Source organism: Streptomyces sp. NPDC093801, assembly GCF_040701585.1.
Taxonomy (GTDB): Bacteria; Actinomycetota; Actinomycetes; order Streptomycetales; family Streptomycetaceae; genus Streptomyces.
The window spans coordinates 156,982-183,537 of sequence record NZ_JBFBDP010000016.1 but is presented as its reverse complement, the minus strand read 5'-3'; the positions used below and the strand labels follow the sequence as shown (position 1 = coordinate 183,537).

At 73.6% G+C, this 26,556-nt stretch carries 25 protein-coding genes; 10 read left to right on the top strand and 15 right to left on the bottom strand.

Annotation, left to right across the window (positions count from 1 at the left end; translation table 11 throughout):
- The first annotated feature begins 59 nt into the window (after nt 1-59).
- Nucleotides 60-1,016 (top strand): winged helix-turn-helix domain-containing protein, encoded by a 957-nt coding sequence (locus AB0469_RS20455; protein WP_366452812.1) that lies wholly within the window; start codon nt 60-62, stop codon nt 1,014-1,016.
- A 262-nt stretch (nt 1,017-1,278) separates the two neighbouring features.
- Complete coding sequence (gene yaaA / locus AB0469_RS20450) at nt 1,279-2,079, top strand: peroxide stress protein YaaA (RefSeq protein WP_366452811.1); 801 nt, start codon at nt 1,279-1,281, stop codon at nt 2,077-2,079.
- Nucleotides 2,080-2,122: 43 nt separating this feature from the next.
- Here yaaA and AB0469_RS20445 read toward each other — a convergent pair whose 3' ends face one another.
- The gene (locus tag AB0469_RS20445) at nt 2,123-2,872 is read right to left on the bottom strand and encodes a bifunctional DNA primase/polymerase (RefSeq protein ID WP_366452810.1); all 750 of its coding nucleotides are present in this window, start codon (nt 2,870-2,872) and stop codon (nt 2,123-2,125) included.
- Nucleotides 2,873-3,036: 164 nt separating this feature from the next.
- Entirely contained in the window at nt 3,037-3,648 is a 612-nt protein-coding gene (locus tag AB0469_RS20440) for a TetR/AcrR family transcriptional regulator (RefSeq protein WP_366452809.1), read from the bottom strand.
- Between the two features lie 151 nt (nt 3,649-3,799).
- Here AB0469_RS20440 and ddaH point away from each other — a divergent pair, with 151 nt between their 5' ends.
- Entirely contained in the window at nt 3,800-4,609 is an 810-nt protein-coding gene (gene ddaH, locus AB0469_RS20435; protein WP_366452808.1) for a dimethylargininase, read from the top strand.
- A 28-nt stretch (nt 4,610-4,637) separates the two neighbouring features.
- Here ddaH and AB0469_RS20430 read toward each other — a convergent pair whose 3' ends face one another.
- Entirely contained in the window at nt 4,638-5,651 is a 1,014-nt protein-coding gene (locus AB0469_RS20430) for a small ribosomal subunit Rsm22 family protein (protein WP_366452807.1), read from the bottom strand.
- A 9-nt stretch (nt 5,652-5,660) separates the two neighbouring features.
- A complete protein-coding gene (locus tag AB0469_RS20425; protein WP_366452806.1) occupies nt 5,661-6,980 on the bottom strand; it encodes a multidrug effflux MFS transporter in 1,320 nt (439 codons plus the stop codon).
- A 108-nt stretch (nt 6,981-7,088) separates the two neighbouring features.
- On the opposite strand from AB0469_RS20425, the gene AB0469_RS20420 reads away from it, so the two are divergent.
- Nucleotides 7,089-7,850 carry an SDR family oxidoreductase gene (locus AB0469_RS20420; RefSeq protein WP_366452805.1) on the top strand — a complete coding sequence of 254 codons (762 nt, stop codon included), beginning with the start codon at nt 7,089-7,091 and terminating at the stop codon, nt 7,848-7,850.
- Between the two features lie 81 nt (nt 7,851-7,931).
- Here AB0469_RS20420 and efeU read toward each other — a convergent pair whose 3' ends face one another.
- From efeU to efeO, 3 genes are read right to left on the bottom strand one after another with little or no spacing between them, the layout of a single operon-like run.
- Nucleotides 7,932-8,774, bottom strand: a complete 843-nt coding sequence (gene efeU, locus AB0469_RS20415) for an iron uptake transporter permease EfeU (protein ID WP_366452804.1) — start codon at nt 8,772-8,774, stop codon at nt 7,932-7,934.
- Nucleotides 8,775-8,796: 22 nt separating this feature from the next.
- Nucleotides 8,797-10,080: an iron uptake transporter deferrochelatase/peroxidase subunit gene (efeB, locus tag AB0469_RS20410; RefSeq protein WP_366452803.1), complete on the bottom strand. Its 1,284-nt coding sequence runs from the start codon at nt 10,078-10,080 to the stop codon at nt 8,797-8,799.
- 31 nt (nt 10,081-10,111) lie between these two features.
- Entirely contained in the window at nt 10,112-11,263 is a 1,152-nt protein-coding gene (gene efeO, locus AB0469_RS20405) for an iron uptake system protein EfeO (RefSeq protein ID WP_366452802.1), read from the bottom strand.
- Nucleotides 11,264-11,543: 280 nt separating this feature from the next.
- Between efeO and AB0469_RS20400 the strand changes: the two genes are divergently transcribed.
- The gene (locus AB0469_RS20400; protein WP_366452801.1) at nt 11,544-12,194 is read left to right on the top strand and encodes a PhzF family phenazine biosynthesis protein; all 651 of its coding nucleotides are present in this window, start codon (nt 11,544-11,546) and stop codon (nt 12,192-12,194) included.
- A gap of 55 nt (nt 12,195-12,249) precedes the next feature.
- On the opposite strand, the gene AB0469_RS20395 is transcribed toward AB0469_RS20400, so the two are convergent.
- Nucleotides 12,250-12,897 (bottom strand): biliverdin-producing heme oxygenase, encoded by a 648-nt coding sequence (locus AB0469_RS20395; protein ID WP_366452800.1) that lies wholly within the window; start codon nt 12,895-12,897, stop codon nt 12,250-12,252.
- 133 nt (nt 12,898-13,030) lie between these two features.
- A complete protein-coding gene (gene map / locus AB0469_RS20390; RefSeq protein WP_366452799.1) occupies nt 13,031-13,888 on the bottom strand; it encodes a type I methionyl aminopeptidase in 858 nt (285 codons plus the stop codon).
- An 81-nt stretch (nt 13,889-13,969) separates the two neighbouring features.
- Between map and AB0469_RS20385 the strand changes: the two genes are divergently transcribed.
- Complete coding sequence (locus AB0469_RS20385) at nt 13,970-14,218, top strand: hypothetical protein (protein WP_366452798.1); 249 nt, start codon at nt 13,970-13,972, stop codon at nt 14,216-14,218.
- Between the two features lie 9 nt (nt 14,219-14,227).
- Here AB0469_RS20385 and AB0469_RS20380 read toward each other — a convergent pair whose 3' ends face one another.
- Nucleotides 14,228-14,845, bottom strand: a complete 618-nt coding sequence (locus tag AB0469_RS20380; RefSeq protein WP_366452797.1) for a hypothetical protein — start codon at nt 14,843-14,845, stop codon at nt 14,228-14,230.
- A gap of 96 nt (nt 14,846-14,941) precedes the next feature.
- Here AB0469_RS20380 and npdG point away from each other — a divergent pair, with 96 nt between their 5' ends.
- Both npdG and AB0469_RS20370 read left to right on the top strand, forming a co-directional pair.
- Nucleotides 14,942-15,646 carry an NADPH-dependent F420 reductase gene (gene npdG, locus AB0469_RS20375; protein WP_366452796.1) on the top strand — a complete coding sequence of 235 codons (705 nt, stop codon included), beginning with the start codon at nt 14,942-14,944 and terminating at the stop codon, nt 15,644-15,646.
- Nucleotides 15,647-15,762: 116 nt separating this feature from the next.
- Nucleotides 15,763-15,945, top strand: a complete 183-nt coding sequence (locus AB0469_RS20370; RefSeq protein WP_366452795.1) for a hypothetical protein — start codon at nt 15,763-15,765, stop codon at nt 15,943-15,945.
- A gap of 16 nt (nt 15,946-15,961) precedes the next feature.
- Here AB0469_RS20370 and AB0469_RS20365 read toward each other — a convergent pair whose 3' ends face one another.
- Nucleotides 15,962-16,762 (bottom strand): site-2 protease family protein, encoded by an 801-nt coding sequence (locus tag AB0469_RS20365; RefSeq protein WP_366452794.1) that lies wholly within the window; start codon nt 16,760-16,762, stop codon nt 15,962-15,964.
- A gap of 62 nt (nt 16,763-16,824) precedes the next feature.
- On the opposite strand from AB0469_RS20365, the gene AB0469_RS20360 reads away from it, so the two are divergent.
- Entirely contained in the window at nt 16,825-20,412 is a 3,588-nt protein-coding gene (locus tag AB0469_RS20360; RefSeq protein WP_366452793.1) for a BTAD domain-containing putative transcriptional regulator, read from the top strand.
- A gap of 57 nt (nt 20,413-20,469) precedes the next feature.
- Here AB0469_RS20360 and AB0469_RS20355 read toward each other — a convergent pair whose 3' ends face one another.
- The 3 genes from AB0469_RS20355 to panB all read right to left on the bottom strand — a co-directional run bounded on the left by AB0469_RS20355 (nt 20,470) and on the right by panB (nt 23,324).
- Nucleotides 20,470-21,312: an ABC transporter permease gene (locus tag AB0469_RS20355; protein WP_366452792.1), complete on the bottom strand. Its 843-nt coding sequence runs from the start codon at nt 21,310-21,312 to the stop codon at nt 20,470-20,472.
- Nucleotides 21,309-22,331, bottom strand: a complete 1,023-nt coding sequence (locus AB0469_RS20350; protein ID WP_366452791.1) for an ATP-binding cassette domain-containing protein — start codon at nt 22,329-22,331, stop codon at nt 21,309-21,311. The genes AB0469_RS20355 and AB0469_RS20350 overlap by 4 nt, the downstream gene beginning before the upstream one ends.
- A gap of 132 nt (nt 22,332-22,463) precedes the next feature.
- The gene (panB, locus tag AB0469_RS20345; RefSeq protein ID WP_042812994.1) at nt 22,464-23,324 is read right to left on the bottom strand and encodes a 3-methyl-2-oxobutanoate hydroxymethyltransferase; all 861 of its coding nucleotides are present in this window, start codon (nt 23,322-23,324) and stop codon (nt 22,464-22,466) included.
- A 307-nt stretch (nt 23,325-23,631) separates the two neighbouring features.
- Between panB and AB0469_RS20340 the strand changes: the two genes are divergently transcribed.
- Nucleotides 23,632-24,681: an endonuclease/exonuclease/phosphatase family protein gene (locus tag AB0469_RS20340; protein WP_366452790.1), complete on the top strand. Its 1,050-nt coding sequence runs from the start codon at nt 23,632-23,634 to the stop codon at nt 24,679-24,681.
- A gap of 62 nt (nt 24,682-24,743) precedes the next feature.
- Here AB0469_RS20340 and AB0469_RS20335 read toward each other — a convergent pair whose 3' ends face one another.
- Complete coding sequence (locus AB0469_RS20335; RefSeq protein ID WP_366452789.1) at nt 24,744-26,498, bottom strand: NAD+ synthase; 1,755 nt, start codon at nt 26,496-26,498, stop codon at nt 24,744-24,746.
- Between the last annotated feature and the right edge of the window lie 58 nt (nt 26,499-26,556).

Genomic DNA, 26,556 nt, shown 5'->3' with positions numbered 1-26,556 from the left:
TGGGGGGCGGATCGCCCGAACCCACCGGAACCGATCGGAACTCATTCACGGGGCGGCGCATGTTGTTGCGGATTCACTTCACGGGAGCCGACCTGGCGCGCACGAGCGTCGCCAGCCGGCCGGACCCGCTGTGGGAGACGGTGCTGAGCCTGCGCATGCTCCAGCACCGCAGCGGCAATCCGGCGGCCGAGGCCTGGGGCCGCGCGGTCCTGGCCCGGCAGGCCGGCAGCCTGCGGACCCTCCTGCCCCTGGTGCGTCCGCTCGGCTACTTCCCCGACTTCCTCACCCCCTCCGACGGGTCCCCGGAGATCGAGCAGGGCCTCGACGCCCTCACCGCCACCCCCGCCCGCCACCTGCGCGGCGACCTGGAGGTCCTCGGGGCCGCCGGCGCCCTCCCGCCCTGGACGCGGGACCTCGCCGCGGGCCGCCCCGACGCGCTGCGGGACCTCGCCGCGGCCCTGCGCGGCTACCACGCGGCGGCGGTGGCGCCGCTGGAGCAGACGATGCGGACGACGGTCCGGGCGGAGTACGCGGCGCAGGCGAAGACGGCCGCCGAATCGGGGATCGAGGGCGTCCTGTCGGGTCTGGGGCCGGGCATGCGGTGGAAGCCGCCGGTGCTGGAGGTCCAGTACCCGGTGGACCAGGAACTCCACCTCAACGGGCGGGGCCTGCTCCTGGTCCCCACCCTGTTCCGCGCCCGCACCCCCGTGTCGCTCCTCGACCCCGAACTGCCGCCCGTGCTCACCTATCCCGCCCGGCGCACCCGCGCCCCGGGCGACTCGGCCGGGAGGAAGCTCGTGCCGCTGATCGGGCGGACCCGTTCGGAGATCCTGCACCACACCTCCGAGGGCTCCCGCAGCACCTCGGAACTCGCCCGGCTCGTGGGGATGTCGCAGGCCTCGGTCAGCCACCACACCTCCGTGCTGCGCGCGGCGGGCCTGATCAGCTCGACCCGGCACCGGAACTCGGTCCTGCACACGGCGACCTCGCTGGGCTCGCTCCTACTGGGCGGGTGAGGAGGTGTCCAGGTCTTTCGAACCTCTTCGAAACAGCTGGACGCGGACCGGCGGCGCGCCGGACAGTCGTCCTGCACCACAGCAGGGAAGGGCGACGCAGCACCGCCCACCACGACCCCCCACCGGCGGCCACGGCCCGCCCCCGGCCCCGGCGGCCGGGGGCGCCGCCGTGGCCGTTCGCCCGTGACCGGCCGGCGGCGGGACGTCTACCCTGGCTCGGGGGCCGCACCCCCCGCGTCGTGCCATCGATAGGAGAACCACCGTGCTCGTGCTGCTGCCGCCCTCCGAGGGAAAGGCCGCCGGCGGCTCCGGCGCACCGCTCGACCCCGCGTCGCTGTCGCTGCCCGGGCTGGCCGGTGCGCGGGCGGCCGTACTGGAGGAGCTGGCCGAGCTGTGCGCGGGCGACGAGCTGAAGGCGCGCGAGGTGCTGGGGCTGAGCGAGGGCCTGCGCGGCGAGGTCGCGAAGAACGCCGTGCTGCGGTCGGCGCCGGCCCGGCCCGCGGGGGAGATCTACACCGGGGTGCTGTACGACGCCCTGGACCTGGCGGGGCTGTCCGCGTCGGCGCGGGCGGCGGCCGAGCGGACGCTGCTGGTGTTCTCGGGGCTGTGGGGCGCGGTGCGGGTGACCGACCGGATCCCCTCGTACCGGTGCTCGATGGGCGTGAAGCTGCCGGCGCTGGGCGCGCTGGGCGCGTACTGGCGCACGCCGATGGCCGAGGTGATGCCGGAGGCGGCGGGGGACGGGCTGGTGCTGGACCTGCGCTCGTCGGCGTACGCGTCGGCGTGGAAGCCGAAGGGGGAGACGGCGGGGCGCACGGCCACGGTGCGGGTGCTGCACGCCCAGATGGTGGACGGGGTGGAGAAGCGGTCGGTGGTGAGCCACTTCAACAAGGCCACGAAGGGCCGTCTGGTCCGGGACCTGCTCCTGGCCGGAGCCGAGCCGGAGGGTCCGGCGGAGCTGGTCGCCGCGCTGCGGGACCTCGGGTACGTGGTCGAGGCCGGGGCGCCGGCGAAGGCGGGCAGGGCCTGGTCCCTGGACGTGGTGGTCACGCAGATCCACTGACCGGGCGGGCGCTGCGCGGGGGCCGGCCCCGCGCAGCGGGGGGTCAGCGGCCCAGGGGCCAGGCGACCGCCGACGGGGTCTGGCCGGCCGCGCCCGCGTACTGGGCGCAGGCGTCCGTGAGCGTCTCCAGGAGGGTCAGGGGGTCCGGGAGCGGCCGGCGGACGTCGCGCACCCAGGTCACGGAGAAGTCGCCGGGGAGCGCGGCCGGGGGCAGCAGGACGTAGCTGCCGCGGCAGTGCCAGCGCAGGCCGGGGTGTTCGTCCATGGTCTCGGGGTGGCAGTCCAGCTCGCAGGGCCACCACTCGTCCTCGTCCTCGGGCGTGCCGCGGGTGGCCGTGAAGAAGAGCATCCGGGCGTGGTCGCCCGTACCGCCCGACTCGGCGACCGGGCCGACCTCGACGCCGGCGGCGAGGAGGCGCTCCAAGGCGTTGCGGCCGGCTTCGAGGGGGACGTCCAGGACGTCGTGGACCATGCCGGTCGCGGTGATGAAGTTGGCCTGGGGCTGGGTGCGGGCCCAGCGCTCGATCTGGGCGCGGTCGGTGGTCGACTGGGTCTGCCAGGCGAAGGAGACCGGGTGCCGGGCCGGCGTGGGACAGCCGATGCGGTCGCACGAACAGCGGTAGCCGACGGGATGGGCGGCGGGGGCGACCGGGAGCCCGGCGGCGGCGACGGCCAGGAGGAGCGCTTCGCGTTCCCTGCCGGGGTCCTCGGGAGCGGGTTTCGAGCGGCGGCGCAGCCACTGGGAGATCCTGCTCTGCTCGCCGCGTTTGACGCGGCCGGACTCAGACCCCATCTATCCCCTCACCTCACCGTTGCCCCGGCAGACCATTCCATGGTCCCACCATCCCGGGGGCCCCGTGACCGCACCCCCCGATCGGGCCCCCGGCCCTACTTCCCCCGATAACGGCTCAATCCGGCCATATGTTCTCGGCCTTGCCGAGGTCACCGGGTGTCCGGCTATCGGACGGTGACTTTTGCCACGCCACCCAGCACGGCGTCGACGAGCGCGTCCGCGAAGGCGTGCGTCACCGGAGCCGTCCGCATCAGCCACCGGTACGTCAGCGGCCCCACCAGCATCTCCACCACCAGCCGGACGTCGGCGTCCGCCGCGAGCTGTCCGGCCTGCTGCCCCGCCCGCAACCGCGCCTCGTACAGGGCGAGCTGGGGTTCCAGCAGCTGTTCGGTGAAGCGCGCGGCCAGGTCGGGGTCGGTCGCCCCGGCCGCCGTCAGGGCGCGCGCGGGGGCCTCGTACCGGGGGTCGCCGAACTCGTCCACGGTGGCCCGCAGGACGGTCTTGAGGTCGGCCGCCAGGTCGCCCGTGTCGGGGAACCCGGTCCAGCCGGAGTCCGCCCAGGCCTCTCCGGACAGAGCCAGCGAGGCGTCCAGCAGGACGGCGGCCTTGGAGGGCCACCAGCGGTAGATGGTCTGCTTGCCGACGCCCGCGCGGGCCGCGATGGCCTCGATGGTGAGCTTGTCGAAGCCGACCTCCCCGACGAGGGCGAGGGCGGCGTCGAGGATGGCGCGCCGGGAGCGTTCGCTGCGGCGGCTGGAGTCCGGAGGCTTGCTCATCGGCCCAACGTACCAACCCGGCCGAGACGTCTCGTCTCCCGGCCGTTGTGGTAAATCACCCGATCGGTTCACTGTGCGGCCGGACCCTGAGGGGAGACGATTCTCTCCGTACACACCCGTACCGTGAGTCCGCAGTCGTGAGGAGCCTTCTTTGCGCAGAGACGCCACACCCCGGCGCTACCTGATGTGCGCACCCGCACACTTCAAGGTCACGTACTCCATCAATCCGTGGATGGACCCCACGAAACCGGTGGACCTGCCCCTCGCACTCGCCCAGTGGGAGGACCTGCGGGACCGCTACCTCTCCCTGGGGCACACCGTCGAGACCCTGGAGCCGGCCCCGGACCTGCCCGACATGGTCTTCGCCGCGAACGGTGCCCTCGTCGTCGACGGCCGGGTCCTCGGCGCCCGCTTCGCCTACCCGGAACGCACCGCCGAGGCGGAGATCCACCTCGACTGGTTCCGGGCCAACGGTTTCACCGACATCCACGAGCCCTCGCACGTCAACGAGGGCGAGGGCGACTTCGCCGTCACCGCCGGCTTCATCCTCGCGGGCCGGGGCTTCCGCTCCAGCCCGCTCTCGCACGACGAGGCGCAGGAGTTCTTCGGCCGCCCCGTCATCGGCCTCGACCTGGTGGACCCGCGCTACTACCACCTGGACACGGCGCTGTGCGTGCTCGACGGCGACGAGATCATGTACCACCCGCCGGCCTTCTCCCCGGGCAGCCAGGCGGTGCTGCGCCGGCTCTTCCCGGACGCCCTGCTCGTGGACGCCCCGGACGCCGCGGCCTTCGGCCTGAACTCGGTCTCGGACGGCCGGCACGTGCTGCTGCCGCAGGCCGCGACCGGGCTGCTGGCGCCGCTGCGCGAGCGCGGCTTCGAGCCGATCCCGATGGACCTGGGGGAGCTGCTCAAGGGCGGCGGCAGCGTGAAGTGCTGCACCCAGGAGCTGCGGCCCTAGGCGCGCGGCCCGCGGAGCCGCGGCCGGCCTAGAGGTCCCGGCCCGGGTCGGCGGGGGGCCACTGCTCGCCCCACTCGACGTCCCGGGCCGCCTTGTAGAGGCCGCCGTGGCGCTTGGTGACGGTGGCCCGGCCCAGCCCCGTCTCCTCGGGACCGCACAGGTCCAGCAGGACGAGCCCCTTCCGGATCTGCGGCCTCCGGGTGATCCGGGAGGGGACCGGCGCCGTGGGGAAGCGGGTCGCGGCGACGTAGCTGAACTTCTCGTCCTCGTAGGGGAGGGAGCCGCCCTTGACCTGCCGGTGCAGGGAGGAGCGGCTGACCCGCGCCGAGAAGTGGCACCAGTCCTGTCCGACCTCGATCGGGCAGGCCCCGTCGTGCGGGCAGGGCGCGGCGACCTTCAGCCCGGCGGCGATCAGCTGGTCGCGGGCCTCGCGGATGCGCAGGTACCCCTCGGGCGTGCCCGGCTCGATCAGGACGACGGCCCGCCCGGCGCGGGCCGCCTCGGCGACGACCGCCCGGCGGGCCTGCTCGGTCAGCTCGCCCAGCACGTACGAGACGGTGACCAGGTCCGCGTCGGGCAGGGCGATCCCGGTCCCGATGACGGCCCGCCGCCACTCGGCCGCGCGCAGGGCGTCGGAGGAGGAGCGGCCGGCCAGCTCCCGGCCGAGGGCCAGGGCCGGCTCCGCCCAGTCCAGGACGGTGGTCGTGCGCGGCCCGTCCCAGGTGGCGTCCACCGCCCAGGTCGCCGCTCCGGTCCCGCCGCCCACGTCCACGTGCGAGCCCGGTACCCACTCCGGCGCGGCCTGCGCCAGCCCGTCCAGCGCGGAGCGCACGGCCTCGAAGGTGGCCGGCATCCGGTACGCCGCGTACGCGGCGACGTCGGAACGGTCGCGCAGCACGGGGGCGTCGGTCGGGGTGGTGCCCCGGTAGTTGGCGATGAGCCGCTCGACGGCGGCCGCCGCCTGCTTCTGCGGGAGTCCGTCGAGCAGCCCGCCGAGGGCGCTGCGGAGGGTTTCGGCGGTGGTGGGGGCGGTGGCGTTCACCAGCGAAGTTTACGGCGCGGCCCGCTCGGCCGGTGCGGCCATGGGCTCCCGCTCCCGCCAGGGGCGGCACAGGGCGAGGAAGCAGCCGCCCGCCAGCAGCGAACAGCTCAGCTGGACCAGGGCCATCGGCACGGCCGTCCGTTCGCCCGCGATCCCGACCAGCGGGGAGGCCACCGCTCCGACGAGGAAGGAGGAGGTGCCGAGCAGCGCCGACGCCGATCCGGCGGCGTGCGGGGTGCGCATCAGGGCCTGCGCGTTGGTGTTCGGCAGGACCAGGCCCATCGCCGACATCAGCACGAACAGCGCTGCGGCGACGGGGACCAGCCCGGCCTTCCCGAACACCCCGGTGGACATCAGCAGCAGGGCCACCGAGGCGGTGGTGAGCACGGCGATGCCGGCCGCGAGGACCTTGTCCAGGCTGACCCGGCCGACCAGCAGCTTGCCGTTGACCTGGCCGACCACGATCAGGCCGACGGAGTTGAGGCCGAAGAGCAGGCTGAAGGCCTGCGGGGAGGCGCCGTAGATCTCCTGCACGACGAAGGGCGAGGCGGAGATGTACGAGAAGAGCACCGCGAAGGCGAAGCCGCCCGCCAGGGTGTACCCGGCGAAGACCCGGTCGGCGAGCAGCCCCCGCATGGTCCGCAGCGCGGCGCCCACGCCGCCGGTCTGGCGCCGCTCGGGCGGCAGCGTCTCGCCGAGCCCGCGCCAGACCACCAGGGTCAGCGCGAGGCCGACGGCGGTCAGGACGACGAAGACCCCGCGCCAGTCCGCGAAGCGGAGCACCTGGCCGCCGATCAGCGGGGCGATGATCGGGGCGGTGCCGGATATCAGCATCAGGGTGGAGAAGAAGCGGGCCATCTCGACCCCGTCGTACAGGTCGCGGACGACGGCCCGGGCGATGACGATGGCCGCCGAGCCGGCCAGGCCCTGGAGCAGCCGGAAGCCGATCAGCAGCTCGGCGGAGGGGGCGAGGGCGCATATCGCGGTGGCGAGGACGTAGACCGCCATCCCGGTCAGCAGGGGCCCGCGCCGCCCCCACTTGTCGCTCATGGGCCCGACGACCAGCTGTCCGAGCGCCATCCCGGCGAGGCAGGAGGTGAGGGTGAGCTGGATGGTCGCGGCCGGACTGTGCAGGGCGGCGGTGACCTCCGGCAGGGCCGGGAGGTACATGTCCATGGACAGCGGGGGGAGGGCGGTCAGGCCGCCCAGGATGAAGGTGACCAGCAGGCCGGTACGGCGCGCGGCCGTCAGGGGGGCTGCGGGAGGGGCGGTGGCGGGTGAGGGGTCGTGCTCGTGCGAGGGGGCCGCGGAGGGGCCTCTCTCCGACATACGGAACTCCAGTCTTTTCATCTGCTTTATGCACCCCTGACCGGCCCATGCTCTCAGCTGTCGGAACGTTCCGGGCCGGATGTCCGCTGTGACGTACTCTGCGGCCCCATGAGCGCACGTGGGAACAAGATCGCTGTAGTGACCGGCGCCGGATCCGGGATCGGCCGCTCCGTGGCCCTCGCCCTCGCCGGGGCCGGCTGGTCGGTGGCCGTGGCCGGGCGCCGGACCGAGCCCCTGGAGGAGACCGCCGCCGCGGCGGGTGGGGGCGCGGACGTGCTGCCGGTCCGGGCGGACGTCGGCGACCCGGCGGACGTGACCGCACTGTTCGAGACGGTCCGGGACCGCTACGGACGCCTCGACCTCCTCTTCAACAACGCCGGCACCTTCGGCCCGGCCGGGGTCCCCCTGGAGGACATCGCCTACGAGGACTGGCGCCGGGTGGTCGACGTCAACCTCACCGGGTCCTTCCTGTGTGCGCAGGCGGCCTTCCGGGTGATGAAGGAGCAGGACCCGCAGGGCGGGCGCATCATCAACAACGGCTCCATCTCCGCGCACGTCCCGCGGCCGCACTCGATCGCCTACACGGCGACCAAGCACGCCATGACGGGCCTGACGAAGTCGCTCTCGCTGGACGGGCGGCCGTACCGGATCGCCTGCGGGCAGATCGACATCGGCAACGCGGCGACGGACATGACGGCGCGGATGCAGACCGGGATCCTCCAGGCGAACGGGCAGCTGGCGGTGGAGCCGGTGATGGACGCGGTGGACGTCGCCCGGACCGTCCTCCACATGGCCGAGCTCCCCCTGGAGGCCAACGTCCAGTTCGCGACGGTGATGGCGAGCGCCATGCCGTACATCGGCCGCGGGTAGCCGCGCCCCGCACGCAGCGGCGCCCGGTTCGCCCCCGCGGAGGGGGGAGCGAACCGGGCGCCGGGTCATGAGGGGGGCGGGCTACTTCACCGCGGCCGGGGCCGGGGCCTGGGCCGCGCCCCGCACGCGGGCCGGGAGGAGGAACAGCGTCAGCACCGCCGCCAGGTACAGGCTCCAGACCACCAGCTGCACCACCGTCGGGTCCGGCTGGAAGTTGAAGACGCCCTTCAGCAGGACCCCGTACCAGCTGTCCTGCGGGATCGCCGCGCTGATGTCGAACGCCTTGTCCTGGAGGCCGCCGAGGAACCCGGCCTCCTGGAGGTCGTGGACCCCGTACGCGAGGACGCCCGCCGCCACGACGACCAGCATCCCGCCGGTCCACGTGAAGAACTTCGACAGGTTGATCTTCAGCGCGCCGCGGTAGAACAGCCACCCCAGCACGATGGCCGTCGCGATGCCCAGCAGCACCCCGATCAGCGGTGCCGAGGAGCCCTCGCCGCTGGCCCGGACCGACGCCCACACGAACAGCGCCGTCTCCAGGCCCTCGCGGCCCACCGCCAGGAACGCGGTCGCGACCAGCGCGCCGGTGCCCATCGCGAGCGCCGCGTCGAGCTTGCCCTGGAGCTCGCTCTTGAGGTGCCGGGCGGTCTTCTTCATCCAGAAGACCATCCACGTCACCAGGCCGACCGAGACGATCGACAGGCTGCCGCCGAGCAGCTCCTGCGCCTCGAAGGTCAGCTCCTGCGTGCCGAAGGTCAGCAGTGCGCCGAACGCCAGCGAGATCGAGCAGGCGATCCCGATGCCGAGCCACACGGGCCGCAGCGCGGCCCGGTTCCCGGTCTTCACCAGGTAGGCGACCAGGATGCAGACGACCAGGCTGGCTTCGAGGCCCTCGCGCAGGCCGATCAGATAGTTGCCGAACACGGCGATTCCTCTCCGGAAGGTCCTACGCGAACAGCGCCCGGCCCCACCAGTCGTCCTTGTCGCGGACGCCCGGCGGGACGGCGAAGACGGCCGAGCCCACGTGCTGGATGTACTCGTTCAGCGCGTCGTTCTTCGACAGCCGGCGCTGGATGGCGACGAAGCCCTTGCGGACGTCGCGCTGGTAGGCCAGGAAGAACAGGCCCGCGTCGAGGCGGCCCAGGCCGTCCGTGCCGTCGGTGAAGGAGTAGCCGCGGCGCAGGATGGTCGCGCCGTCGTTGCTGTCGGGGTGTGCGAGGCGCACGTGCGAGTCGGGCTTCATCGCCTTCAGGAACGGCTCGTCGCGCTCCTTGGACTTGCCGACCGGGGCGCCCTCGCCCTTGTCGCGGCCGAAGATGTCCTCCTGCTCGCGCAGCGAGGTGCGGTCCCAGGTCTCGATGTGCATCCGGATGCGCCGGGCGACGAGGTACGAGCCGCCGGTCATCCAGTCGCTGCCGTCGCCCGCGCCGACCCACACGTGCTTGTCCAGGGCGGCGGTGTCGGTGCCGGAGATGTTCCGGGTGCCGTCCTTGAAGCCCATCATGTTGCGCGGGGTCTGCTCGTCGGGCGTGGTCGAGGAGGTCTTGCCGAAGCCCAGCTGCGACCAGCGCACCGCGACCTTGCCGAAGCCGATGCGGGCCAGCTGGCGGATGGCGTGCACGGCGACCTGCGGGTCGTCGGCGCAGGCCTGGACGCACAGGTCGCCGCCGGAGCGGGCCTGGTCCAGGTTGTCGCCGGGGAAGGCCTCCAGGTCCACCAGGGCCTCGGGGCGCCTGCCCTCCAGGCCGAAGCGGTCCTTGGCGAACAGGCCCGGGCCCACGCCGAAGGTCAGGGTCAGGCGGGAGGGCTTGAGGCCCAGGGCCTCGCCGGTGTCGGTCGGCGGGGCCTCGGGGACGCCCTCGTACACGTCGCCGACCGGCAGGCCGGCCGTCATCAGGCGGGCGGCGGCCGTCCAGTCCTTGAGGAGCCTGACGAGCTCCTCGCGGTCCTTCGTCTTCACGTCGAAGGCCGCGAAGTGCAGCCGGTCCTGGACGGCGCTGGCGATGCCCGCCTGGTGCGCGCCGTGGAACGGCACGGCCGCGCCGGCGGAGGCCGCCGGGGCGATGTCCGGGCCGCCGTTGAACGCGGCCACGGCGCCGCCGGCCGCGGCCGCGCCGAGCGCGAGCCCGGCCCCGCCCCAGCCGAGGACGGCGCGGCGCGAGGGCGCGGCGCCTCCGGTGGACTGCTGGGCCTCGTCCTCGGACACCTTCGGCTCCTGGGCGTCGGTCATGGTGGGATCTCCCGCTCTGCCTGGCTGTGGACTACTTGGCGACCGCGGCGGCCAGCTTCGAGAGCGGCTCGGCCAGGGCGCTGACGCCGTCCGAGAGCTCCTTGCGCTCGGTCTCGCCGACCTTGTCGTACGAGGTGAACTCGTAGCCGTTCTTGTCCGCCCGGTACTTGTCCAGGAGGGTGTTCAGCGCGGCGAACTGGGTGTCCAGCTGCTTGGCGAGCTCCGGGTCGTTCTTCGCGGTGACGGCCTTGAGGAGCTCGTAGGACTTCTCGGCGCCCTCGACGTTGGCCTTGAAGTCGACCAGGTCGGTGTGGCTGTAGCGCTCCTCCTCGCCGGTCACCTTGCCGGTGGCGACCTCGTCGAGGAGCTCCTTGGCGCCGTTGGCCATGGAGGTGGGGGTGATCTCCGCCTCGCCGACCTTCTTCTGCCAGGCGGTGAGGTCGGTGATCAGGGTGTCGGCGAGCTTCTTCTCGTCGTCGCCGATCTTGTTGTCCTGGAAGAGGGCCTTCTCCAGGCGGTGCCAGCCGGTCCAGTCCTTCGCCGGGTCCTGGCCGGCCTCCAGGCCGTCCTCGCGGACGTCGACCTTCGGGTCGATGTCGCCGAAGGACTCGGCGACCGGCTCGGTGCGCTCCCAGCCCAGGCGGGAGGGGGCGTAGGCCTTCTTCGCGGCCTCCAGGTCCCCGGCCTTGACGGCGTCGGCGAAGGCCTGGGCCTTCGGCAGGGTCTCGTCGGCCTGCTCCTGGACGTACTTGCGGTACGCGGCCACGGCGGCGTCCAGCTCGGGGCTGCGCTTCTCGGCGCCCCCCTTGCCGGTGGCCTTGACCTTGGTGCGGATGCCGTCGCCCTTCATGCCGGGCTTGCAGGTGAAGAGGTAGTCGCCCGCCTTGATCTCGGCGGTGATGGTGGCCTTGGTGCCGGGGCCGATGTTCTCGCGCTCGGCGACGATGCGGTCGTCCGGGAAGAGCACGTACAGCTCGGTGACCTTGGAGCCCTTGTTCTCGACCTCGATGGAGACCTTGCCCGCCGGGAAGTCCGTCTTCGAGACCTCGCAGGCGCTGTCGGTCGCGTTCACGTGGATCGCGTCCGATCCGCCCTTGTCGCCCTTCTCCGCACAGCCGGTGACGGCGGTGAGCACGGCGACGGCTGCGGCCGCGGTGAGGACGGTGAGGCGGGCGGGGCGCATGGGGGCTCCTGGCGAGGGTGAAGGCGTGGGGCAGCCTGGTGAGGCGGACCTAACTTAACCGAGGCTTACCTGACCGATGCCCGCTCGTCCAGTGATTCAGCTCTCACCTTCCGGCCCCGGACACGGGGCCGTCACGGCCCCTCCATGGACGGTTCAAGCGAAGGTCAAGCGGGAGTCAAGTCCCCGTTCGCGTGCCGTGCAGGAACGGGGTTACCGTCCGGTTTTGCCCCGGCTCCGCCGCAGCGGGAGAGCCCGTCCCGCGCCGTGCTTGAATGCCGACGTGAACGATCTCGACGTGATCAAGGTGTTCTGCGCGGGTGACGGCCGGTACGGCAACCTGCTCGGAGTCGTCCGCGACGGCCGCACCGTCCCGGACGACGCGGCCCGGCAGGCCCTCGCCGCCGAACTGGGCTACAGCGAGACGGTGTTCGTCGACGACCCCGAGCGCGGCGTCGTCGACATCCGCACCCCCGGCACGCGCATGTCCTTCGCCGGGCACCCGCTGGTCGGACTCGCCTGGCTGCTCGACATCGAGGAGCTCCAGCCGCCCGTCGGATCCGTGTGGGCCCGCGGCGACGGGGAGTTCACCTGGATCACGGCCCGCCCCGAGTGGGTCACCGGCAAGCGCACCCGGCAGTACGCCAGCGCCGCCGAGGTCGAGGCCCTGCCCACCCCGCCGCCCGGCGAGGGCTGGCTCTACGCCTGGGCCTGGGAGGACGAGCCCGCCGGCCGGATCCGCGCCCGGGGCTTCCCGCGCCGCCCCGACGGGGTCGTCGCCGAGGACGAGGCCACCGGTTCGGCGGCGATCCTGCTCACCGCCGAACTGAACCGCGCCCTGAACATCACCCAGGGCGCCGGCTCCCAGATCCTCACGGCCCCGGGCCCGGACGGCACGGTGGAGCTCGGCGGACGGGTCCGCTTCGCCTCGTGACGCACCGGGAGGGGGAGCGGACGCCCCGCGCCCCCTCCCCGCGCGCCGCCCGGGCCTACGCGCTGAGCCGGAACTCCTCGCCCAGCTCCCGGAAGACGGCCCCGTTGTGGTCGAAGGCCCGCTTGCACTCGTCGATGATCCGCTGCTTCTCCAGGTCGTCGGCCGCGATCGCGTCCAGCAGCTCCCGGTACACCCGCTTGAACGCGGCCGGGTTGGCGATGTCCGCGAAGACGTAGAACCGCACCCCGTCGCCCTTGCGCTCGAAGCCCCAGGCGCGCTCCGCCCGGTCCCGGATGATCTGGCCGCCGGAGAGGTCGCCCAGGTAGCGGGTGTAGTGGTGGGCGACGTACCCGCCGGGCCAGCGCGCCGCGCACTCCGCCACCCGAGCCGCGTAGGCCTCCGTCGCGGGCAGTGCCGTCACGCCCTCCCGCCAGTCCGGGCCGATCAGGTGCGCCAGGTCGCGCTCGATCTCCGCCACGCGCATCAGCTCGGGCCGGATGAACGGCCCCGCGACCGGGTCGTCGCGCAGCGCGTCGGCGGCGTCCTCCAGCGCCCGGTACACGAACCACAGCTGCTCGGTGTAGCGCGTGTAGGCGTCCACGCCGAGCCGCCCGCCGAGCAGGTCGCCCATGAACGCGGAGGTCTCGGCTTCGGTGTGCTGCTCGTGCGAGGCGAGGCGGATGGCCGTGGAGAAGGCGTCCAAAGCGGACCTCCGGGAAGGGGGATCGGGCGCGGCGACACCGCCGCCACGCCCGATCCTCCTGCTTAGGCATACCTAAGTCAATGTGTTCCCGACATGCTGTCGGTAAAAAATCCCCCGCCGCCCGCGGCCGCGGCTACGGCAGCGTCAGGATGTCCGCCCCCGTGTCCGTCACCACCAGGGTGTGCTCGAACTGCGCGGTCCGCTTGCGGTCCTTCGTGACGACCGTCCAGCCGTCGTCCCACATGTCGTACTCGTGCGTGCCCAGCGTCAGCATCGGCTCGATCGTGAACGTCATGCCCGGCTCCATCACCGTGGTGGCGTGCGGGCTGTCGTAGTGCGGGATGATCAGGCCGGAGTGGAAGGACGAGTTGATGCCGTGCCCGGTGAAGTCCCGGACCACGCCGTAGCCGAACCGCTTCGCGTAGGACTCGATGACCCGGCCGATGACGTTGATCTGGCGGCCGGGCCTGACCGCCTTGATCGCCCGGTTCAGGGCCTCGCGGGTGCGCTCCACCAGCAGCCGCGACTCCTCGTCCACGTCGCCGCACAGGTAGGTGGCGTTGTTGTCGCCGTGCACCCCGCCGATGTACGCGGTCACGTCGAGGTTCACGATGTCGCCGTCGCGCAGGACGGTCGAGTCGGGGATGCCGTGGCAGATGACCTCGTTGAGCGAGGAGCACAGGGACTTCGGGAAGCCCCGGTAGCCGAGCGTCGACGGGTAGGCGCCGTGGTCGCACATGTACTCGTGCGCGACGCGGTCCAGCTCGTCCGTGGTCACCCCCGGCGCGATGTGCTTCGCGGCCTCCTCCATCGCCTGCGCGGCGATGCGGCCCGCGAGGCGCATGGCCTCGACGGTCTCGGCGGACTGCACCTCGGGGCCGGTGTACGGCTTGGGGCCGGGCTTGCCCACGTACTCGGGCCGGCGGATGTTTCCGGGAACGGAACGGGCGGGAGAGAGCTCGCCTGGTACGAGCAGCGACTGGCCAGACATGCAAGCGAGTGTATCCAGCGGGCGTGGGGCAGCATGGCGCTGTAAAGAGGACCGAGAGGGACCGAGAGGAGCCTGGGGACGATGGCCCTGTTCAAGAAGCGTCAGGTGGGCAAACCGGGCGAGTGGTACTACTGCCTGGTCCACAAGAAGGTCGAGGAGGGCCCGGAGTGCCCCGCCAAGGACCGCTTCGGCCCGTACACGACCCGGGAGGAGGCGGCCCACGCCATGGAGACGGCGCAGGAGCGCAACCTCGAATGGCAGAACGACCCCAAGTGGAACGACAGGACCCGTGAGGAGGAGGGGGACGGCACGGGCACGGCGGCCCCCTGAGCGGTCGCCCTACCAGCCGCTGGGCGGCGGCGCGGTGAGGTGATCGGCCAGCCGCGCCAGCCGGTCCCGCAGCCGAGGCCGGCCCGTGCCGCCACCCCGCCGCAGCGGCAGGCCGTTCTCCCCGGCGGCCGCGCCGACCAGGTGCTGCACGGTGTCCAGGTCCGGGGCGCAGTCCTCGGCCGGCACCGACAGCGCGTCGTGGGCGAGGGCGCCCAGATCCGGGTCCCCGCCGTCCAGCGACAGTACGGTCGCCCCGGCGCGCCGGGCGTCGTGGACCCGCTCCAGCAGCCCCCCGCCCGGCCGCTGCGGAGCCACCACCAGCAGGGTGTGCCCGCGCCGCGCCGCCTCCAGCCGGCCCAGCCCGACCGACAGGTGCGGCGGCCCGTCCGGCGGCACCCGGTGCCGCACCAGCGTCGGCGCCAGCTCCGGCCGCCCCGACCACGCGGCCTCGTCCACCAGGTGCGCCGCCAGGTGCCAGGGCTCGTACTGCTCCGTCCCCACCAGCAGCAGGCCCCCGCCGGCCGGCACCACCGCCCGCCGCAGCGTCCCGGCGAACCTCCGCGCCTCACCCGGCCACGGCGTCCCCGCGAGCACCTCGCGCAACAGAGCCACCCTCACGGCATCCATGGCCCGCATCCTGCCGCACCCGCCCGGCGCCGGGGAGCACTTCGCCACCTCTCCCACCCCTTCGACCCCGGCGTACCCGGCAGTACGCTCGCCCCCATGACTTCCTCAGACAGCACGCAGAAGCCGCCGGCCAAGGACCCCTGGGACCTCCCCGACGTCTCCGGCCTGGTCGTCGGCGTCCTCGGCGGCACCGGAGACCAGGGCCGCGGCCTCGCCTACCGGCTCGCACGGGCGGGCCAGAAGGTGATCATCGGCTCCCGCGCCGCCGACCGCGCCGAGACCGCCGCGCGGGAACTGGGCCTCGGCGTCGAGGGCGCCGACAACGCCGAATGCGCCCGCCGCAGCGACGTCGTCATCATCGCGGTGCCGTGGGAGGGCCACGCCAAGACCCTGGAGGCCCTGCGCGAGGACCTCGCGGGCAAGCTCGTCGTGGACTGCGTCAACCCGCTGGGCTTCGACAAGCAGGGCGCGTACGCCCTCCGGGTCGAGGAGGGCAGCGCCGCGCAGCAGGCCGCCGCCCTGCTCCCCGGCTCCCGGGTCACCGCGGCCTTCCACCACCTCTCCGCGGTCCTCCTCCAGGACACCTCGGTCGAGGAGATCGACACCGACGTCATGGTCCTCGGCGAGTCCCGCGCCGACACCGACCTCGTCCAGGCCCTCGCGGCCCGCATCCCCGGCATGCGCGGGGTGTTCGCGGGCCGCCTGCGCAACGCCCACCAGGTGGAGGCGATGGTCGCGAACCTCATCTCCACGAACCGCCGCTACAAGGCCCACGCCGGCCTGCGCCTCACGGACGTCTGAGCCCCCCCGCCCCCGGACCCCGCCCCGGACCCCGCGCCGCGGACGCGGGGCCCGGGAGGGATGGGGGACACTGGAGGGGCTCGACCCCGTCCCGTGTTGCCGAGGAGCTGTTCCGGATGCCCCGCCTTGCCGTGTTCGCCGTTGTCGTCTGCGTCCTTGCCGTGGCCGCCGCCGTGGTCGCCTTCGTGGAGGGCAGCTTCCTCGGGATCGTGTGGGTGCTGCTGGCCGGCGTGACGTCCAACATGGCCTGGTTCTACTTCCGCAAGGCCAAGGCGGAGAAGCAGCGCAGCGCCGCCTAGGCCGCCGGCCGGCCGGTCAGTCGGCCGGGCCGGCGCAGAAGGCGTCCTGGTCCTCCCAGAAGCGGTACAGGTCGTGGCCGCAGTACGTCTCCAGGTCCGAGACGCCGAGCGCGCGCAGGACGCCCCGCACCGCGTCGAAGAAGACCTCGTTGACCTCCGGGATCCACAGCAGCGCGAACACCCCGATCAGCGCGAACGGCGCCAGCGGCGCCAGCTCGCGGCGGGCCCGGTGGGACAGCCAGGGCTCGATGATCCCGTAGCCGTCCAGGCCCGGGACCGGCAGGAAGTTCAGGATCGCCGCCGAGACCTGGAGCAGCGCCAGGAAGGCCAGGGCGAAGCGGAACGGCAGGGGCACCCCGTCGAGGGCGTCCAGCCAGAACGGGGCCGTGCAGATGACGGCGAAGGCCACGTTCGTCAGCGGACCCGCCGCCGAGACGAGGCTGTGCTGCCACCGGCCCCGGATCCGGTCGCGCTCGATGTACACGGCCCCGCCGGGCAGGCCCAGCCCGCCCAGGATCACGAACACCACCGGCAGCACGATGCTGAGCAGCGCGTGCGTGTACTTCAGCGGGTTCAGCGTGAGGTAGCCCTTGGCGCCGACGGTGAAGTCGCCGCCGTGCAGGGCGGTACGGGCGTGCGCGTACTCGTGCAGGCACAGCGAGACCACCCAGGCCGAGGTGACGAAGAGGAACACGGCCAGCCCCGGGCTCGACGCGTATCCCGTCCACACCGCCCAGCCCGTGACCGCCATGACGGCGACGATGCCGAGGAAAACGGAACTGATACGCCGCTCGCCGCGGCCGCCCTGGTGAACCATGCGGCGAAACCTATCCCGGGCTCGCGCGCCGGCGGGGGGCGGGGGCCGGGGACAATGGGCCGGTGCGCTACGCGATTCTCGGCACCGCCCAGGCCATCCGCGACGACGGGACCCCCGTCGCCGTCGGCGGAGCGCGCCTGCGCGCGCTGCTGACCGCGCTCGCGCTGCGGCCGGGCCGGAGCGTGCCCGCCGCGCTGCTGGTCGCCGAGGTGTGGGACGCCGACCCGCCGGCCGAGGCCGTCGCCGCGCTCCAGGCGCTCGTGGCCCGGCTGCGGCGGACCCTGGGGCACGAGGCCGTCCGCTCGGCGGAGGGCGGCTACCGGCTGGACGCGGAACGGGACGACGTCGACCTGTACCGCTTCGACCGGCTCGTGCGCGCCGCCGCGGCCGATCCGGACCCGGCCCGGGCGGCGGCCCTGTACGACGAGGCGCTCGCGCTGTGGCGGGGCCCCGCGCTGGCCTCCCTCCCCGCTCCGGCGGCCGAGGCCGTGCGCTGGGAGGCCGTACGGCTGGACGCCCGCCGGGGCCGCCTGGGCGCGGCCCTCGCCCTGGGCGAGGCGGAACGGGCCCTGCCGGAGCTCACCGAACTGTGCGCCCGCCACCCCCTGGACGAGCCCCTGCACGCCCTCCGCATCCGGGCCCTGCGCGCGGTGGGCCGCCCGGCGGAGGCCCTGGCCGCCTACGAGACGGTCCGCCGCGACCTGTCCACCCGCCTGGGCACGGACCCGGGCCCGGCCCTGCGCACCCTGCACGCGGAACTCCTCGCGGGCACCCCGGTCCCCCTCCCGGGCGGACCGTCCGCGCCCCGCCCCGCATCCCCGCACCCCACCGCGCCCCCGGCCCGCCCCGCGCCCGCCGCCGGCGCGTATCCGTACCCCGCCGGGGATCCCGCGCGTCCCGCGCAGGCCGGCCGGGCGTCCGACGGGCACGCCGCCGCCCGGCCGTGGGCCGGTGCCGCCCCCGGCGCGCCCCCGTACCCCGCGGGGGACCCGGCCCGGGGCGTGCCTTCCGGTCCGGCCGCCGAAGCGCCCGCCCACCCGTGGTCCGCCCCCGGCTCCCCGGCGCCGGCCGCCGGCGCCCCCGGCCGGCCCGCGGCAGGCCGGACGGTTCCCGGCGCCCCCGCCCCCGGGAACCTGCGGGCGCGGCTGACCAGCTTCGTCGGGCGGGAGGAGGACATCCGGGTCATCGGGGACGATCTCGCACGGGCCCGGCTCGTCACCCTGCTCGGGCCCGGAGGGGCCGGGAAGACGCGGCTGTCGCAGGAGGCCGCCGAGGCGCACGCCGACGGCGACTGGCCCGACGGGGCGTGGCTCGTCGAACTGGCGCCCGTGGACGACCCCGAGGACGTCGCCGAGGCCGCCCTCGCCGCCGTCGGCGCCCGCGAGACCAAGCTGCGCGGCGCCGCCGCGGAGGAACTGCGCGCGCTGACCGACCGGACCGGCGGCAGGCCCCTCGACCGGCTCGCCGACTACTGCTCCCGCCGCCGGCTCCTGCTGCTCCTGGACAACTGCGAGCACGTGATCGGGGCCGCCGCCGAGCTCGCCGAGCGGATCCTGACCCGGTGCCCCGGGGTGCGGATCCTCGCCACCAGCCGGGAACCGCTCGGGGTGCCCGGGGAGTTCCTGCGCCCCGTCGAGCCGCTGCCCGACCCCGTCGCGCTCCGGCTGCTGGACGAGCGGGGCGCCGCCGCGAGGCCCGGGTTCCGGGCCGCCGACGACCCGGAGGCCGCCGCCGAGATCTGCCGCCGGCTGGACGGGCTGCCGCTGGCCATCGAGCTGGCCGCCGCCCGGCTGCGCCTCCTCACCCCCCGCCAGATCGCCGACCGGCTCGACGACCGCTTCCGGCTGCTCACCGGCGGCGCGCGGACCGTGCTGCCCCGCCAGCAGACCCTGCGCGCCGTCGTCGACTGGTCCTGGGACCTGCTGGACGGGGCCGAGCGGGCCGTCCTGCGCCGGCTGTCCGTCTTCGCGGGCGGTTGCGACCTGGAGGCCGCCGAGGCCGTCTGCGGCGACGGCAGCGGGCTCGACGTCGCCGACGTCATGGCGGCCCTCGTCGACAAGTCCCTCGTCGTCGCCGCCCCCGGCCCGGCCGGCGACATGCGCTACCGGCTCCTGGAGACGGTCGGCGAGTACGCCGCCGAGCGCCTCGGCGAGGCCGCCGCCGGCCGCGACCGCGAGGAGACCGAGCAGCGCCACCTCGTCCACTACCGCGAACTCGCCCGCACCACCGAGCCCCTGCTGCGCGGCCACGGCCAGCGCGCGGCCGCCGACCGCCTCGACACCGAGTACGAGAACCTGCGCACCGCCCTGCGCCGGGCCCTCGCCACCCGCGACGCCGGCGAGGTCCTGTGCCTGGTCCACGCCCTGTGCTGGTACTGGCAGATGCAGGACCTGCGCGCCGAGACCCGGCACTGGACCGACGCCGCCGCCGCGCTCGGCCCCGACCCCTTCGCGGCGCCCCACGTCCCGGCCGAGCCGGTCTACGAGCGGCTGCTCGACTCCCCGCCGCCCTACTCCGGCGAGGTCCTCGCCGAGGCCTGGCGGGCCCTGTACCTGGTGCGCCTCTCCTCCCGCGACCACACGGCCGCCACCTGGGACGACCCCGAGGCCCGCGCCGTGGTGGAGGGCGTCCTCGCCACCTACCGCCCCGGCCTCCCGCAGACCTGCCGCCCGCCCGGTCTGCTGTGGATCTACGCCGTCATGATCGCGGGGGAGGCCGGACTGCTGAAACGGGTCGTCGACGAGACCGTCGCCGCCGCCCGCACCCTCGGCTACGACTGGGAGCTCGCCTCCGCCCTCCAGCTGCGGGCCAACATCCTCGCCAACCGCGCCGACTGGGCCGGCGACGCCTCCCGCGACGCCGACGAGAGCCTCGCCCTCTTCCGCGGCCTCGGCGACGACTGGGGCTGCGCCGAGGCGCTGTCCGCCCGCGCCGAGTCCCGGGAGAAGAGCGGCGCCTACGACCTCGCCTGCCAGGACTACCTGGAGGCCATCACCTACGCCGAACGGCTCGGCGCCCGGGCCCAGGTGACGGTGCTGCGGGTGCGGATGGCCGGCTCCCTCGTCGAGAGCGGCCGGCTGGAGGAGGCCGAGGAGATCCTCGGCGAGATCACGGCCACCGATCAGCGGTTCGGCAACGAGGCCATGCCGGCCGCCCGGATGTTCTACGCCGGCCTCCTCGGCCGTACCGGCCGGATCCCCGAGGCCCGCGCCCAGATCACGATCCTGCGCGAGGAGTTCGCCCTCGGCGCGTTCGCCGTCTTCGACGTGTTCCTGCACGCCACGACGGCCTGGCTGGACAACCAGGAGGGCGCGTACGAGGACGCCCTGGACCGGATCCGCGACGCCCGGGCGGCCACGCGCCACCCGCTCGCGATGATGGTCGCCCCGCAGCTGCCCGCCGTGTTCCTGGTGACGGCCGCCGTCTCCCTCGCCTCGCTCGGCGGCCGGCCCCGGGCGCACGACGCGGCGCGGCTGGTCGGCGCCTACCGCGCGCACGTGCCGCCCCGGCACGTCCCGGTGACCGCGGAACGCGAGGACGCCGCCCGCGCCGAGGAGCTGGCGCGGGCGGTGCTGGGCGACGCCGCGTACGAGGCCGCGCACGCCGAAGGCGGCGGCCTCACGATGGAGGAGGCCGCCGCCCTCTACTGACCCGCCTCCGTGCGGGGCCCGGTCCGGGACGCGATCCGGAACGGACCGGCCGTCGGATCAGGTCTTCTGGCGGAACTTGCGCACCGCGAGCGGCATGAGCACCGCGGTGATGGCCACCGACCAGGCCAGGGTGATCCACACCGAGTGGCCCAGCGGCGTGCCGTTCATCAGGCCGCGCGCCGCGTCGGCCAGGTTCGACAGCGGGTTGTAGTCCGTGAAGGCCTGCAGCCAGCCCGGCATGGTCGTCGGCTTGGCGAAGATCGAGCTGCCGAACTGCAGCGGCATCAGGACCAGCATCGCCATGCCCTGGACGGCCTGCGCGGTCTTCATCGTCAGACCCAGCAGGATGAAGATCCACATCAGGGAGGCGCCGAAGACGGCCGACAGCCCGATGGCCAGGAGCAGGTCCACCACCGAGTGGACGGACAGGCCCAGGATGAAGCCCACGGCGAGCAGGATCGCGATGGCGACCATCATCCGGCCGAGCTCGACCACGATCTTGGCGATGAGCACCGAGGACTGGGCGATCGGCATGGACCGGAACCGGTCCATCACGCCCTTCTTGAAGTCGTCGTTGACGCCCGTGCCCACGCCCATGGCGATGTTCATGCCCATCATCGCCATCAGACCGGGCACCAGGTAGTTGACGTACTGCTCCTGGTTGCCCTTGCCGGACATCGCGCCGCCGAAGACGAAGACGAACAGCAGCGTGAAGATGATCGGCATGAACACGGCGTCGAACATCGACTCCGGATCCTGCTTGATCTGGAGGGCGTTGCGGCGCACCAGGGCGCCGATGTGCCGCAGGTTGCCCCGCAGGCCGATCCGGCCGTCCTCCGACGGGGCCGGCGCCGCGCCGCCCCGGGCGGCCGCGGGCTTGGTGGTGGTGACGGTGCTCATGCCGCGACCTCCTCGGTCTTCTCGGTGGGAACGGAGTCCTCGGACGGGGCGGGCCGCTGCCCGGTGATGGACAGGAACACCTCGTCCAGGCTGGGCAGGTAGGTGCCGAGGTCGGCGATCGCGTACCCGCGGCCCGCCAGCAGGCCCACGACGGCGGTCAGCTGCTCGTCGCTCAGGATCGGGACGAGCAGCACGCCCTCGTCCGGCACGGCCTGGGAGCCGGCCACCCCGTCCAGACCGGCCTCGGACAGGGCGCGGGCCATGTCCGGCAGGTCGGCGGGGGCCACCGGGCGGATCCGCAGCGTGCGGCCGCCGACGCGCGCCTTCAGCTCGTCGACCTTGCCGTTGGCGATGACCTTGCCGCGGTCGATGACCGTCAGCTCGCTCGCGAGCTGCTCGGCCTCCTCCATGTACTGGGTGGTGAGCAGGACGGTGGCCCCCTCGGCGACCATCCGCTGCACCTCGTCCCACACCTCGTTGCGGGTGCGGGGGTCCAGACCGGTGGTCGGCTCGTCCAGGTAGAGGACCGCCGGGCGGCCGATCATCGAGGCGGCCAGGTCGAGCCGGCGGCGCATGCCGCCGGAGTAGTGCATCGCGGCCTTCTTCGCCGCCTCGGTCAGCGAGAACCGCTCCAGCAGCTCGTCGGCGCGCGACCGGGCCTCCTTGCGGGAGAGGTCCAGCAGCCGGCCGATCATGTAGAGGTTCTCCCAGCCGGAGAGCTTCTCGTCGACCGAGGCGTACTGGCCGGTCAGGCCTATGGTGCGGCGCAGCTGCCGCGGCTGGCGGACCACGTCGTAGCCCGCGACCGTCGCCGTGCCCGCGTCGGGCACGATCAGGGTGGACAGGCAGCGCACCAGGGTGGTCTTGCCCGCGCCGTTCGGACCGAGGACACCGAGCACGGTGCCCTCGCGGACGAAGAGGTCGACCCCGTCCAGGGCCTTCGTCTCGCCGTAGTGCTTCACCAGCCCCCGCACTTCGACGGCGTGGGGATTCTTGTCGGTTCGCGTCATGTCCACCATGGGACCAGCCGCCGCTGACAAACCCCCGACAGCGGACCGACAGCCCGCCGACATCCCCGTGGCGGGCTGTCGGCGGGCCGTCGTCAGGCCGGCGTCAGGCCGTCGGTGCCGGCGAACCGGCAGGCCGGAGCCCTAGTGGAAGGCGTGCTCCGGCTGCGGGAAGGTTCCGCCGACCACGTCCTCGGCGAAGGCCTTCGCCGCGTCACCCATGGTCGCGCGCAGGTTCGCGTACTGCTTCACGAACCGCGGCATCTTCCCGCCGGTCAGGCCCATCATGTCGGTCCACACCAGCACCTGCGCGTCGCACTCCGCGCCCGCCCCGATGCCGACGGTCGGGATGTGCAGGGACCGCGTGACCTCGGCGGCCAGCTCGGCCGGGACCAGCTCCAGCACCACCGCGAAGGCGCCCGCGTCCTGCGCCGCCTTCGCGTCGCGCAGCAGCTGGTGCGCGGCCTCGTCGCCGCGGCCCTGCACCCGGTAGCCCATGGCGTTCACGGACTGCGGGGTCAGGCCCAGGTGGGACATGACCGGGATGCCGGACTGCACGATCAGCTCGGTCTGGGCCAGGGAGCGCTCGCCGCCCTCCAGCTTGACCGCCCCGACCCCGGCCTCCTTCACCAGCCGGGTCGCGCTGCGCAGCGCCTGCACGGCGCCTTCCTGGTACGAGCCGAACGGCAGGTCGCCCACGACCAGGGCCCGGCCGGTGCCCCGTACGACCGCCGCCGACAGCAGCGTCATCTCGTCCATCGTGACGGGGACGGTGGTCTCGTAGCCGAGGTGACAGTTGCCCATCGAGTCGCCGACGAGGATGACCGGGATGCCGGCCTCGTCGAACACGGACGCCGTCATGGCGTCGTAGGCGGTGAGCATCGGCCACTTCTCACCGCGCTCCTTGGCGAGGGTGAGGTCGCGGACGGTGATCCGCCGGGTGCCCGTGCCTCCGTACAGGGTGGGGGAGGCGGCTTCGCGGGCAGGCGAAACGGCATGCGTCATTGCAACTGCTCCTTGTGTCATCTCGAGGCGCCCTCACGGCGTCCCCGGACTCACCCACCATGGTGGCACCCGTCCGGCCGCGGACGGAAGTGGCGCAGCCGCGGCACGCTGACCGGTCCGTCACACTCCTGGCCCGCCTCGAGGCGCGCGGGAGCCAATGTGCGCGTTTCGTGACAAGCGGAACCCCGGCCGCACGGCCGTTCGTCCTCCCGGTCGTACGTCCGTGAAGGACGGCGCGGAAGGCTCCCGACATCGCCTAGGGTCAAGGGGCGGGGACGGAGCGCGAGCACGGCAGCGAGGACATGGCATGGCACAGGCGTACCTGACGGAGACGGGGAACGGCGGCTCAGAGCCCGATCCCTCCGGATCCGGTCTGCGACGCCGATGGGCCGCACTGCGCCGGAAACTGGCCGAACTGCGCCGCGACCCCGGCATCTGGAAGCGGGGCGTCGTCACCGCCGCCGTCGCGCTGCTGATCTCCGGGATCATGGTCTTCCACGCGGAGCTGCCCAACGACGTCGGCAACCTCGGCAGCCTCACCGAGACCTTCCTGCCCTGGCTGGGCGTGTTCGTGCCGGTCCTGCTGGTCATCGCGGTGGTCCGCAGGTCCGCCACCGCCCTGATCGCGATACTGCTGACGGCCGCGGTCTGGGTGAACCTCTTCGGCGGCCTGGTCAACGACAAGTCGGGCCCCGGCGGCAACCTGATGGTCGCCGCCCACAACGTCGACGCCGACAACCCCGACCCGCGCGGCACCGCCCGGTCGGTCGCCAAGTCGGGGGCCGACATCCTGGCCCTGACGGAACTCAAGGCCGGCGCCGTCCCCGTCTACGAGGAAGTCCTCGGCGGCACGTACAAGTACCACGCGGTCGAGGGCACGGTCGGGGTGTGGAGCAAGTACCCGCTGACCTCCAGCAAGCCCGTGGACATCCGCCTGGGCTGGACCCGGGCCATGCGCACCACCGTCGCCGGCCCCTTCGGCGACCTCGGCGTCTACGTCGCCCACCTGCCGTCGGTGCGGGTCAAGCTGAACGCCGGCTTCACCGCCAACCAGCGCGACAACAGCGCCGACGCGCTGGGCGCGGCCCTCGCCGCAGAGCCGCTGAAGAACGTCGTCCTGCTCGGCGACCTCAACGGCACGATGAACGACCGCTCCCTCTCCGAGGTCACCTCGCAGATGCGCTCCACCCAGGGCGCGGCCGGCAACGGCTTCGGCTTCAGCTGGCCCGCACAGTTCCCGATGGCCCGCATCGACCAGATCATGGTCCGCGGGGTGAAGCCGGAGGCCTCCTGGACGCTGCCGCGCACGGGCAGCGACCACCTCCCGGTCGCGGCGCGCCTCACGATCCGCAAGTAGCGCGGGGCAGGCGGACGCAAGGGCCCCGCCGCAGCTGCGGCGGGGCCCTTGCGCACGTCGTGCTAGGGGTGCTCGCGCCAGCCGTTCGTGATCGGCAGCCGGCGGTCCTTCCCGAAGCCCTTCGCGGAGATCTTCGTGCCCGGCGGGTACTGGCGGCGCTTGTACTCGGCGGTGTCGACCATCCGGATCGTCTTCGCCACCAGCCCGCGGTCGAAGCCGGCCGCCACGATCGCCTCCAGCCCCTGGTCGCGGTCCACGTACAGCTCCAGGACCGCGTCCAGCACCGGGTAGTCCGGCAGCGAGTCCGTGTCCACCTGCCCCGGGCGCAGCTCGGCGCTGGGCGGCTTCACGATCGAGTTCTCCGGGATGGGCGGGGTCTCGCCCCGCTCGGCCGCCGCCCGGTTGCGGTAGCGGGCGAGCCGGAAGACGTCCGTCTTGTAGACGTCCTTGATCGGCCCGTACGCGCCGACCGAGTCCCCGTAGAGGGTGGAGTAGCCCACGGCCAGCTCCGACTTGTTCCCCGGGGCGAGCACGATGTGCCCCTCCTGGTTGGACAGCGCCATCAGCAGCGTGCCGCGCAGCCGGGACTGGAGGTTCTCCTCGGCCAGGCCGGTCAGGCCCAGCGCGCCCATGTAGGCGTCGAACATCGGCTCGATCGGGACGGTCCGGAAGTTCAGGCCGGTCCGTGCGGCGAGGTCGGCGGCGTCGCCCCGGGAGTGCTCCGAGGAGTACTTCGAGGGCATCGCGACGCCGTACACGTTCTGGGCGCCGATCGCGTCGCAGGCGAGGGCGGCGACGAGCGCGGAGTCGATCCCGCCGGAGAGGCCGATCAGGACGGAGCGGAACCCGTTCTTCTTCACGTACGCGCGCAGGCCCACGACCAGCGCGTCGTAGACCTCCTCGTCGTCGTCGAGGCGCTCGGCGTAGCCGCCGGTCACGACCGGCTCGTACGGTTCCACCGGCTCCTCGGAGAGGACGACGCGGTCGATGCGCAGGCCGTCGTCCACGACGCCCTCGGGGGCGTCGGGCCGCGCGGCCGGCAGCTCCAGGTCCACCAGGACGCAGCCCTCGGAGAACTGCGGCGCCCGGACGACGACCTCGCCGGAGGCGTCCACGACGATCGAGTCGCCGTCGAAGACCAGCTCGTCCTGGCCGCCGATCATGGCCAGGTAGGCCAGCGTGCAGCCGGCCTCCTGGGCGCGCTTGCGGACGAGTTCGAGGCGTACGTCGTCCTTGTTGCGCTCGTACGGGGAGGCGTTGACGGAGACCAGCAGGCCGGCGCCGGCGGAGCGGGTGGCGGGGACGCGGCCGCCCTCCTGCCAGAGGTCCTCGCAGATCGCCAGGGCCACGTCGACGCCGCGCACCCGGATCACCGGCTGGGTGTCGCCCGGCACGAAGTACCGGAACTCGTCGAAGACCCCGTAGTTGGGGAGGTGGTGCTTGGCGAAGCGCAGGACGACCCGGCCGCCGTGCAGTACGGCGGCCGCGTTCTGCGGGGAGCCGGCCGGGCGGCCGAGGCGGGGGGCGGCCCGTTCGGCGCGGTCGAGGTAGCCGACGACGACGGGGAGCTCGCCGAGGCCCTCGTCCGCCAGGCGCCGGGCGAGGTCCACCAGCGCGGTGCGGGAGGCGTCGACGAAGGAACCGCGCAGGGCGAGGTCCTCGACGGGGTACCCGGTCAGCACCATTTCGGGGAACGCCACGAGGTGGGCGCCCTGCTCGGCGGAGTGCCGGGTCCAGTGCACGACCGAGTCGGCGTTGGCGGCGATGTTGCCGACGTGCGAGTCGATCTGATTCAGCGCGAGGCGAAGTTGAGGCACGGGCCCAGTCTAATCGTCTTTCTGACGCGATGTCCTGGGCCCGTGCCGATCCGCCGCT

Bases quoted from the DNA above. Each gene is read 5' to 3' on its own strand.
- AB0469_RS20455 (WP_366452812.1), top strand. From the start codon at position 60: ATGTTGTTGCGGATTCACTTCACGGGAGCCGACCTGGCGCGCACGAGC.
- AB0469_RS20445 (WP_366452810.1), bottom strand. From the start codon at position 2,872: ATGGGGTCTGAGTCCGGCCGCGTCAAACGCGGCGAGCAGAGCAGGATC.
- AB0469_RS20440 (WP_366452809.1), bottom strand. From the start codon at position 3,648: ATGAGCAAGCCTCCGGACTCCAGCCGCCGCAGCGAACGCTCCCGGCGC.
- AB0469_RS20425 (WP_366452806.1), bottom strand. From the start codon at position 6,980: ATGTCGGAGAGAGGCCCCTCCGCGGCCCCCTCGCACGAGCACGACCCC.
- AB0469_RS20420 (WP_366452805.1), top strand. From the start codon at position 7,089: ATGAGCGCACGTGGGAACAAGATCGCTGTAGTGACCGGCGCCGGATCC.
- efeB (WP_366452803.1), bottom strand. From the start codon at position 10,080: ATGACCGACGCCCAGGAGCCGAAGGTGTCCGAGGACGAGGCCCAGCAG.
- efeO (WP_366452802.1), bottom strand. From the start codon at position 11,263: ATGCGCCCCGCCCGCCTCACCGTCCTCACCGCGGCCGCAGCCGTCGCC.
- map (WP_366452799.1), bottom strand. From the start codon at position 13,888: ATGTCTGGCCAGTCGCTGCTCGTACCAGGCGAGCTCTCTCCCGCCCGT.
- AB0469_RS20385 (WP_366452798.1), top strand. From the start codon at position 13,970: ATGGCCCTGTTCAAGAAGCGTCAGGTGGGCAAACCGGGCGAGTGGTAC.
- AB0469_RS20380 (WP_366452797.1), bottom strand. From the start codon at position 14,845: ATGGATGCCGTGAGGGTGGCTCTGTTGCGCGAGGTGCTCGCGGGGACG.
- npdG (WP_366452796.1), top strand. From the start codon at position 14,942: ATGACTTCCTCAGACAGCACGCAGAAGCCGCCGGCCAAGGACCCCTGG.
- AB0469_RS20370 (WP_366452795.1), top strand. From the start codon at position 15,763: ATGCCCCGCCTTGCCGTGTTCGCCGTTGTCGTCTGCGTCCTTGCCGTG.
- AB0469_RS20365 (WP_366452794.1), bottom strand. From the start codon at position 16,762: ATGGTTCACCAGGGCGGCCGCGGCGAGCGGCGTATCAGTTCCGTTTTC.
- AB0469_RS20355 (WP_366452792.1), bottom strand. From the start codon at position 21,312: ATGAGCACCGTCACCACCACCAAGCCCGCGGCCGCCCGGGGCGGCGCG.
- AB0469_RS20350 (WP_366452791.1), bottom strand. From the start codon at position 22,331: ATGGTGGACATGACGCGAACCGACAAGAATCCCCACGCCGTCGAAGTG.
- panB (WP_042812994.1), bottom strand. From the start codon at position 23,324: ATGACGCATGCCGTTTCGCCTGCCCGCGAAGCCGCCTCCCCCACCCTG.
- AB0469_RS20340 (WP_366452790.1), top strand. From the start codon at position 23,632: ATGGCACAGGCGTACCTGACGGAGACGGGGAACGGCGGCTCAGAGCCC.